This window comes from Nostoc sp. DedQUE12b (genome assembly GCF_034530835.1).
Taxonomy (GTDB): domain Bacteria; phylum Cyanobacteriota; class Cyanobacteriia; order Cyanobacteriales; family Nostocaceae; genus Nostoc.
This window is the reverse complement of sequence record NZ_JAVRCI010000002.1, coordinates 91,002-105,502: the sequence shown is the minus strand read 5'-3', so window position 1 is coordinate 105,502 and position 14,501 is coordinate 91,002. Positions and strand designations below refer to the sequence as shown.

The window sequence follows — 14,501 nt, the reverse complement described above, 5'->3', positions numbered from 1 at the left end:
AAAAACAATCTATGATATAAGACCTTTAAATAAGTCTATGGTATCCTTTAGAGATCCTCCAGAAATTACATGACGAAGATAAGGAGGTGCAATGTTTAAAACAACTTGTAACATATTTTTTTGTTTGAAAAAATCTTGAATTTTAAGATCGTACCAAAATGATAATGATATATTCTCATCTATTGCTGTAACATGATGCCACCAAAAAGGTGGTATATAGAGTATTTCTCCCGGTTGAAGTATAACTTCTATTCTTTGTTGCCAAGGAAATTTTGGAAATAATTCCAATTGGAGCAGATCCGGATTTACTTTGCTATTATGTCCTATGCCAGAACTCTCATTAAGAGGTGGATAGAATGATAGATAATTTGAAGGAGGAAATAAAAGAAATCTTTTTCTCCCTCGAATTTGAGCATAAATATTATGTACTCGGTCAAAGTGAAGGGTACTAGCTGAAGTAAAATTTTTATTTGAGAAACCATGCCATAAGTTAACCCATGGCTTTCTATCTAAGTATTTTGGATAAGTAACATCTCCAACAAGTTCAGGAAAGCGATCTTCAAAATCTATCTCATTTGAATAACATCCTATATCATCATTATTATTTCCATTAGCTCTTTCTTCTATGTCCTTTACATACTCTTTATATTGCATCTCTTTTATGTAATAAGAATCATTATCGTAAGCAAACTTTTTATAGTCGTACAAAAAATTTTTTTGAAAAAACCATATATAAACCACTTTATTACCACAATGTTCGATCAAATAATCATTAGACCATTTATGACAAGCATCCCAATGTTCTGCAACATCTTCAATTAAAAAAGGCTGATATTGCTTCCAGATATCTAAAAATTTTTCTGTGCTAGGATTTTTGATTTTTAAAATTGACTTGTTAGATTGAGTTTCCATAAAAATTTAACTGTTTTAGCTTCTGTAACTGTGAGTTTTGCGTCGCTTTATAAATATTGCCATAATAAATATTAGTTTTTCATCATTTATGCATTATTACAGCAGTCTTACGCTCAACTAAATTAGTAATAGAATTTATTGTCCGAAAATTTTCAAACTCTAAATCCTCATTTTCAATGGCAATCTGGAACTCTTGCTCTACAAATAAAACAAGTTGCATAGCAAACATAGAATTGACAAAACCCAGAGCAAAAATATCTTCATCTGGTTGCAGATCGTGATTGCCGAAAAATTTTGAAAGAAAAGATTTGATTTTAGCTTTAATTTCGTTCATGAGTTTGATATTTCCTAATTAATTATTGATATACGTAAAATCCTTTACCACTTTTTCTTCCATGCAACCCAGAATCTACCATTTTTTTAAGTAAAGGGCATGGTCTATACTTGCTATCGTTAAAGTTTTCGTACAAGACTTCGATAGAAAATAAAATGGTGTCTAGTCCAATCAAATCTGCTGTTTCTAAAGGTCCCATTTTGTGACCGAAACAGCCTTTAAAAATTTTGTCCACATCTTCTGCTGTAGCCACTTGGTCTTGCAATAGAAAAACAGCTTCGTTAATAGTTAACATCAACACGCGGTTGGAAACAAAACCCGGAGAATCATTGACAATGATGCACTCTTTACCCATTTGAGTCAGCATTTGTTTTGCTGTCTCAATTGTTGACTCAGAGGTATGATATCCACGAATCATCTCGACCATCGGCTTCATTGGTACGGGATTCATAAAGTGGATACCAACAACTTTATCGGCCCGTTTGGTGACTGAAGCAATGCGGGTAATTGGAATTGCTGACGTGTTGGCGGCAAATACGCAGTCTGGTGGACAAATAGAATCTAGTAAGGGATATACTTCTTTTTTAAGATCCCATTTTTCGGTGACATTTTCAACTACAAAATCTGCATTTTCTAAAATTTTATAATTTATTGAAAATTCTATTTTTTCGAGAATCTTATCTGGAGTTTCTTGGCGATCGCTTTTGTTAAAAAAACTCTGAAAGCGGATATTATTCCTGATTTCATGTTTAGCTTTATCTAGGATATTTTCGGAAATATCTACTAGGATAACTTGATGGCCTGTTTGAGCGAGGTTTTGTGCAACTCCTATCCCCATTACGCCCGCACCGACAACACCTACTGTTTGAATGTTCATAACTTCAATTCATCATCCTCTAAAAATGCTAACAGTTTGCCTTGGGCCACGTTACCCCTGTAGTACAAAAACCTTACTATTTAAGACGCAGGGAATCGATGTTAGGATCGGGTCACAAATCTGCTGGCACATTCGCCGGAATCGTCCACATATAAATTTGACTACACCTATCTTCTTGACTACAGGTATCTTCTGGGTTGCATTTAAAGTATTCTACTCTTTCGTAGTCTACCCAGTCCCCCATATGGTGCTGTAAAGATACCACGCGAGTACCAGGTTTCAATTGTTTAAATAATTGTGGTCTTAGTTTGATGTTAATATCATCTCCCAAGTACAGAAACACAACTGTTGCGTCGCTGAAGTTACTCTTAAAAATATCCTGCTGAAGAAACTTAACTTTATCGGTTACACCTTCTTTTTTAGCGTTCTCATTCGATTTCTTGACAAGTTGCGGGTCAATTTCTATACCAGTGCCGCGAGCACCAAATTTCTTTGCTGCGGTGATAGGTATCCTACCGTCACCACTACCGAGGTCGTAAACGATGTCATCTTTGCCTACTTTCGCTATTCTCATGGCTTGTTCTACTACTCCTTGGGGTGTAGGTATGTACTCTGCATCTGGGTCTTTTTCTATGGGTTTAATTTCGGTGGTAGATTGCTGAACCTCTACCGTATTGGGGTTTGTTGTTGCAGGGTTGGTGTTAAGTTCGGAAGTTTTCTGTTGGCTACAGCCCGCAAAAAAGAGGCTAGCTGCACTCATAGTGACGAAAAAGATTTTTAAAAGTGAGTTTGCTGACATGATATTTGTCATTATGAATGTGATTTGATAAAGGAAAGATTTAAACTTTTTCCTTTTGTGTGATACTTGAATACTGCTGGCTACGGGAAATGCGGTAGTTAAGCATTAATACAGGTATGCCTGTAAGTAAAACAACGATTCCCAGGCGTGCGCCGGAACCCGTGTAAGCAAGGCTGGATTGCAGCATATATCCGCAAATTCCACAGAAAAGCAAGGGGATCATAGGGTAGAGAGGAACTCGGAAGGGACGTTGTGTTTCTGGTTCTCGGAAGCGTAGAACTAAAAGACTGACTCCTGAGAGTAGGAAAAAAAACCAGAAGACGGGGGCAGTATAATCTACCATTGTGCTAAAGCCTTGACGTTGGATTGCACCATAGACTACTAGAAGGATGGCGATCGCACTTTGCCAAATCAGGGCGTTGCTAGGTGAAGAGGTGCCATGTCCCCACTTTCCCAAAAATCCCAGCACTGGAAAGTCTCGCCCCAAAGCATAGTTAGTCCGCGCTCCGGTAAAAATAGTGGCGTTGGTTGTGCCCAAGGCAGAGACTGCTATTAATAAGCTCACAAAGATTGCACCATTATTTCCCCAAGCACGACGCATTAATTCGGCTGCTGGTGCTTTGGATGCTTGCATTGTTACTAGTCCCAAGCCGTGCAAGTAAGCAAAGTTAATTAATAAATATATGACTGTGATAATAATAATACTTCCTAATAATACTAATACCATATTTCGTTTCGCTTCTCTTACCTCAGCGGAAATATATGCAGCTTCATTCCAACCGCCATAGGTAAGCAAGACGAATACCATCGCCAAACCAAAATTACCTGTTTGATTGCTAGATGCGTTCGCTACAAGGTGGCCGCTTTCCAGCATCGCTTCATTCCCAGTTTGTGGAGTTGCGAGAATGATTGCAGCAACAATCACCAATAGCAATCCCAAAACTTTTGCTACTGTTAACCAGTTTTGCACCCGTTTACCTTGCTTTAAGCCCACTAGATTTATAACTGTTAACAGTGCGATCGCTCCACTGGCATATAAGGCTGAGGAAAATTCTCCCAAAGGTAACATCTGGGAAGCGTAATCACCAAACACAAATGCTAGCAGCACAATAGAGCCTGTCTGAATTATTGCCATCCGTGCCCAAGCAAACAAAAAGGCTAAATTCTTACCAAAAGCTCGCATGAGGTAATAATAAGTACCACCAGCATCCGGATAGGTTGTGGCTAACTCTGCGTAGCACAAAGCACCAATCAAAGACATGACTCCGCCCAAAAACCATGCAAATATGGTAATCCCAGCAGTTTGGGCATTTGCTGCTACTAAACTTGGCGTTTCAAAAATACCTACACCCACCACCATTCCAACAATCAAAGCTCCTGCATCGATTGTAGAAAGTGTAGGTTTCGGTACTATTAGTTTTTCTGACATAATATAATCGTGGATTACTCAATATTGGCTTGGCAGCCAGAATAACTCCTACCCCAACTTATTGAGCCGATACAAATCCTGCCCAATCTATTTGCACTCCTGCTAACCACAGCCTGCCTAATGTTTTCAGTAAGAATGCTAAATCTGGTTTGCGATCGTAGGAATATCTAACAGAAGGCAAGATAATCTGACTGACTGCTGGATTATTTTCTATACATTGCAGCGCAAAGCTACCTAGAGTCTGTCCAGGGCCTACTTCCAACAAAATTGGATATTGTTGTTTCCACAACTGTTGTAGACCCGAAGCAAATAACACAGGTTGACACATATGCTTAACCCAATAATCGGGATTTGTAGCTGATGCTGTTGTTATCCAAGTTCCTGTAACGTTAGATATATAAGGAATTTTTGGTGCTTGCAGGTTAAATGTTGTTACTAACTCACGTAAACCATAACTAGCACCCTCCATCATCTGAGAGTGAAAAGCATGAGAAGTTTCTAGACGACGACAAGCTAAACCTTTTTTAGTTAACTTTTGTTCTAAAGCTTCTATAGCATCAGTTTCACCTGCGATTACACCCATAGATGGGCCATTGACCGCAGAAAGTGAGAGTTTGTCATTGAGTAGGGGAAATATCTCTGTTTGCGAAAGTGGAACTGCAAGCATTGCTCCATTTGGCAACTTTTGAATCATTTGTGCTCTAGCAGCAATTAGTTTTAAACCTTCGTCCAAAGATAAAACTTCTGCTATAGTCGCTGCTACATATTCACCAATGCTGTAGCCAATCATTGCCGCCGGACGAATTCCCCAGGATATCAATAGCTGTGCTAAGGCATATTCAATAACAAAAATGGCTGGTTGAGCGAGGTGAGTTTGATTGAGTAAAGATGTTGCAGTTACCATCTTTGTATCCGTTTGTGTTTGGCTGCGACCTAACATTTTTCGCAAATCCAAACCCTGAGAATTTTCTTGTGGCGACTGCTGGTCTTGTGTATAAGCTCTGTTTGGATAGATTACATCTCGCAAATCTTGACCGAGAAGGGGTTTAAGAAATTCACAACAGTAGTCAACACAGGCGCCAAACACAGGTTCAACCTGGTAAAGTTCAAGAGCCATGTTAACGTAGTGAGTACCAAGTCCAGGAAACATAAAAGCTACAGAACGTTCTTGTGTTTCTTGGATGTTGGTAAGTACCCGCTTGGGATCTGCAAGTGCAACTAGAGCATCTTCTATATCCCGACAAACAACTGTCCGCCGATGCCTAAAAGCCTGTTGTTCGCGTTGCAATGTTTGAGCAACATCTGCTAGGTTAAAGTCACGATGCTGTCTCAAGTAATCTGCAAGGTTTACAGTCGCAGTTTTTAGTTCTGAGTCAGTCTGAGCAGAAAGTACTAATAACTGCCAAGGACGAGAAGGACTAGTAAGCATTTTTGAAAAACTCCAAAACTTTCACTCAATTTTAGTGAGAATTATTTCTTGATTTCCTCATCAATAATTGTTTTTGTTGATGACGCGCTTCTATTTGCTTATTCGCGCGATCGCGTGTTCCTACAAAAGAAAGTTGTTGCTTTTGACTTAAATACTGCGCCAAGGAATTGATAGTTGGATTCTGAAACATTTCTACAATTGATAAATCCCGTTGTAAAACTTCTTGTAATTTGCTATTGACTTGAACCATTAATAACGAATGACCACCGATGTCAAAGAAATTGTCATTTACGCTTACCTTTTCTAGGTGTAACACCTGTTGCCAAACAGTAGCGATGGTTTGCTCCATCTCAGTTTGTGGCATCACATAAGCAACTTCTAACTCTGAGTCAAGAGTTTCTGGTGCAGGTAGCGCGCGCCTATCAACTTTGCCGTTGGGCGTTAATGGCAGTGCCTCTAGGATCGCAAAGGCATTTGGTATCATGTAGTTCGGCAACTTAAACTCTAGAAAGCGGCGCAACTCAGTAACTGTGAGTGCTTGCTCTGGGTGAAGGACTTCATAGGCTACCAAACGCTTACAACCTGGCTCATCCTCACGAACTACAACCACACTTGTCTGTACTGCTGGGTGTTGGTTAATGAGTGCTTCAATTTCTTCGAGTTCGATGCGGAAGCCGCGAATCTTCACCTGATTATCAATACGACCGAGAAACTCGATGTTCCCATCGCTTAAATAACGAGCTAGATCCCCGCTTTTATATAGCCATGTGTTTTCCTTGGCACTGAAAGGATCACAAACAAACTTAGCTAAAGTCAGATCGAGATTATTGATATAGCCTCGTCCGACTCCTTCACCACCAACATATAGTTCACCTACCATACCCACCGGCAAAGGCTGGAGGTTTTCATCTAACACGTATACTTTGGCATTATGGATCGGCTTCCCAATCGGTACTACTTTTTCTAGCCATTGTTCTGGTTGAGCTACCCGATAAGCCGCACAGATGTCTGTACACTCGGTAGGGCCGTAGGTGTTTACAATTTGTGTTTTGCTCTTAACAGAGTCGAGCCATACCTTTAGCCTAGATATTGAAATAGGTTCACCACCCAAAAATACATACTTCAACGTCTTCTTCATGCACAAGCTTTTATCACCCCGATCTATTAATGGATAAAAGGCACTCGGAGTGCAGTTTAGCCATGTCACTTGTTTGTTACAGACGTACTCAACGATTTGTGCAGCGTCATAGCATCCAGATGACAAAAGGTGTAACTCACCTCCGACGAGCAGAGGGGCATAAATATTCTTTTGCGTCAAATCAAAACTCAAAGAAGATATCAGTAAAACACGGTCGTTGCAGGAAAAATCAAATTCCGTCACAAACCAATTCAGAAGGTTGGTAAAGCTTCGCTGATAGACTCCTGCACCCTTGGGTTTACCTGTTGAGCCAGAAGTGTAGATCACATAGATTAAATTGTCTGGTGTGACACCGCTGACTTGATTTTCTTGGCTTTGTTCGGCAATGGCTTGCGAATCCGCGTCCAAACAAATGATATCCCCTTTGTACTCCGATAAACTCTCTGCTAGCCGTTTTTGAGTCAACAAGACGAATATGTCGGCATTCTCTAGCATGAAATTTAAGCGTTCCGGTGGGTACATTGGATCTAGTGGTACGTATGCACCACCCACTTTCAGAATAGCCAAAAGTCCAATGACCATCTCTAGAGAGCGCTCTGTACAGATTCCCACCAGTACCTCTGGCTTTACTCCTAGCTGTTGCAAATAGTGCGCTAGTTGATTCGCTCGGTTGTTTAACTCCCGGTAGGTTATTTGTTGATTTTCAAAGACGACTGCAACAGCATTTGGTGTTTTTTCTACCTGTGCCTCAAACAATTGATGAATGCACTTATCTTGAGGATAATCTGTTTTAGTATCATTCCACTCAACTAATAACTGCTGTACTTCAGATGGGGTTAGTAATTGCAAGTCTGAAATACATTGTTCGGGATCGCTAACGATGCTTGAGAGTAAAGTTTGGAAGTGTCCCAGCATCCGGGTAATAGTATCTGCATTAAATAAATCCGTGTTGTACTCACAAGTTGCAACCAACCCTTGCTCAAAATCCTCCATGAACAATGTCAAATCAAACTTAGATGTCCCGTTGTAACCTTCTTCATAACTAACTGATACATCCGATAGACTTAAGTTCGGTTCTGGAACATTCTGGAGAACGAACATCACCTGAAATAGTGAATTGTAACTCAAGTCTCGATTTGGCTGGAGTTCTTCTACTAACTTCTCAAAAGGTAGGTCTTGATGAACATAAGCCTCTAAAGCTGTTGACTTGACTCGCTCTAACAACTCCTGAAAACTTAAGTCGCCAGAAACGTCTGTACGCAACACCAAAACATTGACAAAAAATCCGATTAATGAATTAATTTCTGCTCTGTTCCGATTGGCGATTGGTGAACCTACTAAAATATCAGTTTGACCGGTGTAACGATACAGCAAGGTTTTAAAGGCTGTCAGCAAGGTCATAAACAGAGTTACTCCCGAATGACGGCTCAAATTCTTTAACTCTTTTGTTAGAGTTTGAGAAAGAACTAATTTTGCTTTAGCACCTTTGAATGTTTGAACTGGCGATCGCGCCCGGTCTGTTGGTAAATTCAGTACAGGTAGCTCACCGCTTAACTTTTGTTTCCAATAGGTAAGTTTTGGTTGAATACGATCACATTCAACCCATTTTCGTTGCCAATTGACAAAATCTCCATATTGAATTGGTAATTCAGCAAATGGTGTACCCCTTTGGGGAAGCAAGCTACGCGTAGCGTCTGTCTGCGACACGCTGCGCGAACGTAGAGAGAGTTTGCCTGTTGAGAATGCTTCATATAGTGCAGCTAGTTCTTTAATCAGAATACCGATAGACCAACCATCTGCAATTATATGATGCAGAGTCACTAATAATTGATAACTTTTATCATTTAAATGTAAAATTTTAGTACGCACAAGCGATTGAGCAGATAAGTCAAATGGCTGCTGTGCAAATTCTATAGCCAAACGTTGGGCTTCTTGGGTACGCTCATTTTCTGATAAAGAACGCAAATCTTCAACCGCCAAAGTTACGGGTACAGCTTGATTTACAACTTGGACGGGTTGTCCACTCTCTACTGTAAAGCTTGTGCGTAATACTTCGTGTCGTCTAATAATTTCGTTGAGACTATCTTGTAAAGCTGTTAAGTTAATACAACCTTTGAAGTTAATAACTATAGGAATATTATATGTAGGAATATCGGGAGTTAGCTGATTGATAAACCATAATCCCTGCTGGGCAAAGGATAGAGGATAAATAGATGTGTTTTTATCTTGTTGAGTAAGGGATATTGAGGGTATTGCGTCTGTTGTCAGTTGAGCAAGGATCTTTGTAGCTAGCGTGAGCGTACTCATCCCTTCAAAAAAGTCTGTTACGGATACTTCTACCTCTAAATCAACCTCAATTAGATTTTTCAACTCAAATACTTTTAAAGAATCAAGTCCCAGCGTGCTTAATGGTTCTTCGGGATTAATATCATCTGTTGCAATTGAAAGTACTCGCCCCAAGAGTTCAATCAGATATGATTCTAAAACTGGTTGACACTCGCTTGGGGAAAGTGCCAACAGTTCAGAACGCTGTAATTGAGTTTCGTTTCTGGCAATATCACTAATCTTGAGAATGTCACTTCCAACTACATTCAGTTCACCATTCTCAAACTGAGTGCGAGTTGCACGACGTTGAATTTTACCGCTGGAAGTTTTGGGTATACTACCTGGTTTAATTAAAACCACAGCATAAACTTGTACTTCATGTTCTTGGGCGATCGCTTGCCGAATTGCATTAACTACTTCTGCTAAATTTGGCTTGGCGCGAAACTCTAATTCTTGTACAACTACGAGCCTTTCTTCGTTGTTAACCTCTACTGTAAATGCTCCATTAGCACCGGAACGTAAGGATGAATGGCAGCCTTGGGCGGTTAATTCGATATCCTGCGGGTAAAGATTGCGACCGCGAATAATAATTAAATCTTTTGCTCTACCTGTAATGAAAAGCTCACCATTCTCCAAAAAGCCTAAGTCACCAGTCCGTAAAAACGGACCCTCTCCTGTATCTTTCAAATAAGCGTGGAATGTTTGTTCTGTTTCTTCTGTTCGATTCCAATAACCCTGACCTACACTCAGTCCAGATACCCAGATTTCGCCAACTTCATCTGATGAACAGCGTGTTAATGTTTCAGGATTAACAATAACAATCTGTTGTTGAGGAATAGTTTGACCGCAACTGACAAAGCTTTGGATATCTTGACTCTGGGCGGTTGCTTCAACTATCTGGTTCTGTGAAAGTGCAGATTTTTCTACAGTTTTTATCTGAGCTAAGGCTGTTTTGATCCCACCAGAAACTATTAAAGTTGCTTCCGCCATACCGTAACAGGGGTAAAATGTTTCCTGGCGAAAACCACACTCAGCAAAGGTGGTTACAAATTGCTCAATAGTATTTTGTCGGACTGGTTCAGCGCCGTTAAACGCGACACTCCAACTACTCAAGTCAAGAGTTTCTTTTTGTTCTTGAGTAATCCTTTGAACACATTGTTCATAGGCAAAGTTGGGGCCACCACTCGTTGTGCCTTTATAGCGGGAAATTGCTTGCAACCAGCGGTAAGGTCGTTGTAGGAAAGATGCTGGCGACATTAAGATACAAGGAAAAGCACCATATAAAGGTTGCATAATCCCACCAATCAACCCCATATCATGGTAAACAGGCAGCCAGGATACAAACTTGCTGCTGGGTGAATGTTCCATGAGTTGATAAGTTACAGCGGCATTGTGCAGCAGGTTGCCATGACTGAGCATGACTCCCTTTGGTGTGCCTGTAGAACCCGATGTGTATTGCAGAAAGGCTAGGGTATCCCCATTAATTACAGGTTGTTGCCAAGAATCTTCTATACCCTGTGCGATGTTGTCAGTTGTCAGCCAGTGAAAATTTCCCTGTTTTGTTTGTGGTGTGAGTATTGATTGTAATGTGGGGAGCATTGCTGTTGTGGTGAGAGCAACACTTGCCTGTGCATCTATGCTAATAGCTTGTATTCTTGGCGTTTTACGTTGATTGCGAGGCGGATAGGCTGGAACCGCCACTACTCCAGCATATAGACAACCAAAAAATGCTATTAGGTAATCCAGTCCAGAAGGATACAGTAATATGGCACGTTCCCCACTCAAACCAAGAGCTTGGAGTTGAGCTGCTACAGCCCGACTGCGGCGATCCAATTCATGGTAAGTCAGTGTTAATTCCTGAGTCTCTCCATCTTCAAGGAAAGTAAAGGCTTGTTTGTGCGGCATCTTGAAACTGCGATCGCGCAGAATATCAATGATAGTCGCATACTGAGGGGGAATTTGTTGAAATTTATTGATAATTTGGGTCATTATGATGCCTTAGTTAATCAGATATAGGCAAACAATAGTGGCAAAATTAATCTCACACTCAATCCTGGCTGAACAAGGGTTGGAGTCAGTTATTGTGGGTATCTTAGTTTAAAAATCCACTTAAATACAGCAAACCTTAAACAGACAGACCTCTTTCTTACTCAAAATGGCGTTTTTACAGAATTATTTAATTCAATTGGGAAAACTCTTGAACAAACCTCAATTGCTCTATGGAAGACAGGGCAAAATTAGTAAGTCAGCCGTGTAAGCTTCTATATTGCTAGTTATTTTCATTTAGACTTTCTTACATTACTAGGGATTGTGGTATTTGGCAATCCTGTAATTAATAGGGAATAATTATCAATATTTAAAAGATGTGTCATTTTAGACTATTACCAAAATATTCTATAACTTTTGATAGATGCCAACGGCTGGAAACAGTCTGCGGCTTTCAACGACCTGATTTTAGCTGAAGATGAAATTCCGTAGTCTAAGGATAGTCCAATGGCTGAGATTTTAATTGGGACTGTGCGATCGCCTGACGACAACGCTCAATGCTGGGATCTCCCGCAAATACTCGCCTATTTAGCTGATGAGCCATTTCTATCATATCCCTACTTGGTAGCCAGGGAAAAATCACTATATCCCCAGATGCCGAAAACATCTTGATTAGCTGTTCAATCAGCTGCTCCTTTAAATCTGATTCCGGAAAGATAATCACAGTTTTCGCCCGTTCAATTAACCAATCATGATCCCAGTCATCGGAGGTAATGGCAATGGCAAGAGCCGCAAAGGGTATGCGCTCGATGAATTGTGGTGAAGCTGTATCACCACAGAAGACAAAATGTTGCTTTTCTAGTAAAAACCAACTTGACTGAATTTCATTAAGATTCACAACAACAGGCGAGACTGAGGATGACGTTGCTATAGTCACCTCTAATGCTGGTGTTTCAACTTTAATCGGCTCCTTGGGAATGATAGCCAGGATTTCCGGCTTCTTAGAAGTGAGTGGTTGTGATGGCTCAGGCAAAGCAGGAGTAGAGATAGACTGTGATTTCTCGTCCTCAATTACTTGACGAATACTCTTATGAGTTATGGTTTCGCCTTCCTGAGCACGTTGTAGAAATTCCTCGCGCACGTTTTGTGGAGTTGATGGTGCTGCCAAAAGATAGAGTGCAGACGTGGCAATATCTATTTGTGCAAAATTTGCACGTTCAGCCAATGTTTCATAAACGTTAATAAAATTGTAAGCTGTCCGTCGGCTCCAACCAAACTCAGCTTTCAGCCAAGTCTCAAACTGTCCGTGTTTGAGCCGAGAACGCACGTCAGTCAACTTCTGACCAATTTCCCAAATATCCTGTGCGGAACGTCGTAAGCGCTCCTTAATTTCTCCTGTTCGTTGCTGAACAACAATTCGCTGTTCAGAATCCAAAATTTCATAGTCGAAGCCAGTGACTACTTCGCTCTGTTTTTTTAACTTGCTCACAATATTATCTAAATTATTTTCTACACAAAATTTATCATAGTTAATTTTGAATTAATTATCATCCGTGAAAAGTTAAATTTAAATGTTTTTTGTCAATACGTCTAAATATAGAAATAAATTTATTGAAAGTGCCATAGGCATAAGATACAGAGGTATAAGGCAGTAAGTCTTTCCTCTCTGCCCTCTACCTCTGCTCCCCATTCCCCTTGTGGGCATAGTTTTTCATAACAAGAATAATAATCACGCTCAAGAAGGAGAAGAATGAGGGAAGACGTAAAGTAAGTTGCTTGATATTTTCTCAACTTAATGATAATCTTTGTTATTAAATAAATTCAGCAGATCAAAAAGTTTTCCAAAGGTCTTACCAGCCCTTGATTTGGGATGGGGAATACAATCCTCTAAAATCACCTTAGAATCTATCTGTTGGCTAACCTTGTTATGGATTGACTGAGGTCGCATATTGCGGGTGCTTTGCGCCATCGCAACCACTGATCATTGCCAGTTTTCCAAACATGGGCATAAACCCTGATTCTTTTTTTAGTTTGCAAAACTTTTGGATCTAGTGAACTGACTTTATTGACAATGACAAAAAGTAAAAACTAGCTTCTAATACCAAATTATGCATAGTTCAACTTAAGTAATATTCCTAACTAGTGGCACAACACCTGTGGGATAAGTAATCTATTACACTTCCAACAACTCCACTTGTTTTAGTACGAGTAAATAGAGTTTACCCAAAATAGTTTCTAAGGCATAACTTTTAGATACTAAGAGTTAACTTTCCACACATGGGTTCCTGAGCAAGGCAAATCTCTTTATCTAGCTAGAGTCTAGATTTGAGTCCAGCAAGAAAAATTAAAGCTGAGAATTAGTTGCTATGCAAACACCATCACCCCAGTTAAGCGTGGATGATTTTTTTCTAGAGGTAGACCACATTTTTGTCTGTACGACCAAAGACACTGAAAGTATCTCAGTTCTTGAAGAACTTGGTCTTCACTGCTCTAATCAGACGGTGCAACATTTCAAACAAGGAACAGCCTCAAAAATAATTTTTTTTGAGAATACCTATCTTGAGTTAATTTGGATAGAAGATAAACATTTAGTAGAACAACAGTCTGTACACACAGGCGTTTATACCCTAAGTCGTCTTCATGGGCAGCATACAAGAGCATCACCCTTTGGTATCGCTCTACGTAGGAAGTTTAATCATGGCAACTTGCGATCCCATTCAACTTTATACTGGTCTGAGTGGATGCGATGCCTACGGCGGGCTACGCCTACGCAGATGTCTATTAGTTTTGCAGCAGAAAATCTTGTGAATCAGGAAGAACCTTTTTGCTTTATGATTCCTGATAGTATTGCTCTGACAGCTTGGCTTGATCCATCATTAACAGCGCATCAGAAGTTAATTTCTCATCCTTTGGGTGTCAAAAAACTAACGAGCGTAAAAATCACAATTAATAGCGACAAACATTTGACTGATGCTATGTCTCTGCTTAGTACACATAGTGCTGTCGCTATTGAACGAGGAGAATCTCCACTACTAGAGTTGACCTTTGACGAGGGTATCAGAGAAAAAAATCTCGATGCACGACCAATTCTGCCAATTTTGTTGAAATATTGAAGAAGAATGCAGAATTCAGAACAAGAAAGTGGGGGATTCAGACCCGCCACTACGACAGTTGACCACTAAACATGCAGATTTAGTGGAGGACTTAAACCCCTTTATTTATTCGCTTTATCATTCAGAATTCAATTCTGTTAGCGGATAGCTAAGGTTTAG

At 40.1% G+C, this 14,501-nt stretch carries 9 protein-coding genes; 1 reads left to right on the top strand and 8 read right to left on the bottom strand.

Annotation, left to right across the window (positions count from 1 at the left end):
- Positions 1-9: 9 nt before the first annotated feature.
- From RMY16_RS01440 to RMY16_RS01405, 8 genes are all read right to left on the bottom strand, one after another.
- Complete coding sequence (locus tag RMY16_RS01440) at positions 10-912, bottom strand: cupin-like domain-containing protein (protein WP_322734863.1); 903 nt, start codon at positions 910-912, stop codon at positions 10-12.
- A gap of 82 nt (positions 913-994) precedes the next feature.
- Entirely contained in the window at positions 995-1,246 is a 252-nt protein-coding gene (locus RMY16_RS01435) for an acyl carrier protein (protein ID WP_322734862.1), read from the bottom strand.
- A gap of 22 nt (positions 1,247-1,268) precedes the next feature.
- The gene (locus RMY16_RS01430) at positions 1,269-2,123 is read right to left on the bottom strand and encodes a 3-hydroxyacyl-CoA dehydrogenase family protein (RefSeq protein ID WP_322734861.1); all 855 of its coding nucleotides are present in this window, start codon (positions 2,121-2,123) and stop codon (positions 1,269-1,271) included.
- A gap of 112 nt (positions 2,124-2,235) precedes the next feature.
- A complete protein-coding gene (locus RMY16_RS01425; RefSeq protein WP_322734860.1) occupies positions 2,236-2,922 on the bottom strand; it encodes an SAM-dependent methyltransferase in 687 nt (228 codons plus the stop codon).
- 40 nt (positions 2,923-2,962) lie between these two features.
- The gene (locus tag RMY16_RS01420; protein WP_322734859.1) at positions 2,963-4,351 is read right to left on the bottom strand and encodes an APC family permease; all 1,389 of its coding nucleotides are present in this window, start codon (positions 4,349-4,351) and stop codon (positions 2,963-2,965) included.
- A gap of 58 nt (positions 4,352-4,409) precedes the next feature.
- On the bottom strand, positions 4,410-5,780 hold the full coding sequence (locus RMY16_RS01415) for an acyltransferase domain-containing protein (RefSeq protein ID WP_322734858.1): 1,371 nt from the start codon (positions 5,778-5,780) through the stop codon (positions 4,410-4,412).
- 31 nt (positions 5,781-5,811) lie between these two features.
- On the bottom strand, positions 5,812-11,232 hold the full coding sequence (locus RMY16_RS01410; protein WP_322734857.1) for a non-ribosomal peptide synthetase: 5,421 nt from the start codon (positions 11,230-11,232) through the stop codon (positions 5,812-5,814).
- A 490-nt stretch (positions 11,233-11,722) separates the two neighbouring features.
- Positions 11,723-12,718, bottom strand: a complete 996-nt coding sequence (locus RMY16_RS01405; RefSeq protein WP_322734856.1) for a DUF3102 domain-containing protein — start codon at positions 12,716-12,718, stop codon at positions 11,723-11,725.
- Positions 12,719-13,595: 877 nt separating this feature from the next.
- On the opposite strand from RMY16_RS01405, the gene RMY16_RS01400 reads away from it, so the two are divergent.
- Positions 13,596-14,342 (top strand): VOC family protein, encoded by a 747-nt coding sequence (locus RMY16_RS01400; protein ID WP_322734855.1) that lies wholly within the window; start codon positions 13,596-13,598, stop codon positions 14,340-14,342.
- Positions 14,343-14,501: the final 159 nt, after the last annotated feature.

Excerpts from the sequence above, each read along its gene's own strand:
- RMY16_RS01430 (WP_322734861.1), bottom strand. The coding sequence starts at position 2,123 with ATGAACATTCAAACAGTAGGTGTTGTCGGTGCGGGCGTAATGGGGATA.
- RMY16_RS01420 (WP_322734859.1), bottom strand. The coding sequence starts at position 4,351 with ATGTCAGAAAAACTAATAGTACCGAAACCTACACTTTCTACAATCGAT.
- RMY16_RS01425 (WP_322734860.1), bottom strand. The coding sequence starts at position 2,922 with ATGTCAGCAAACTCACTTTTAAAAATCTTTTTCGTCACTATGAGTGCA.
- RMY16_RS01435 (WP_322734862.1), bottom strand. The coding sequence starts at position 1,246 with ATGAACGAAATTAAAGCTAAAATCAAATCTTTTCTTTCAAAATTTTTC.
- RMY16_RS01410 (WP_322734857.1), bottom strand. The coding sequence starts at position 11,232 with ATGACCCAAATTATCAATAAATTTCAACAAATTCCCCCTCAGTATGCG.
- RMY16_RS01400 (WP_322734855.1), top strand. The coding sequence starts at position 13,596 with ATGCAAACACCATCACCCCAGTTAAGCGTGGATGATTTTTTTCTAGAG.
- RMY16_RS01415 (WP_322734858.1), bottom strand. The coding sequence starts at position 5,780 with ATGCTTACTAGTCCTTCTCGTCCTTGGCAGTTATTAGTACTTTCTGCT.
- RMY16_RS01440 (WP_322734863.1), bottom strand. The coding sequence starts at position 912 with ATGGAAACTCAATCTAACAAGTCAATTTTAAAAATCAAAAATCCTAGC.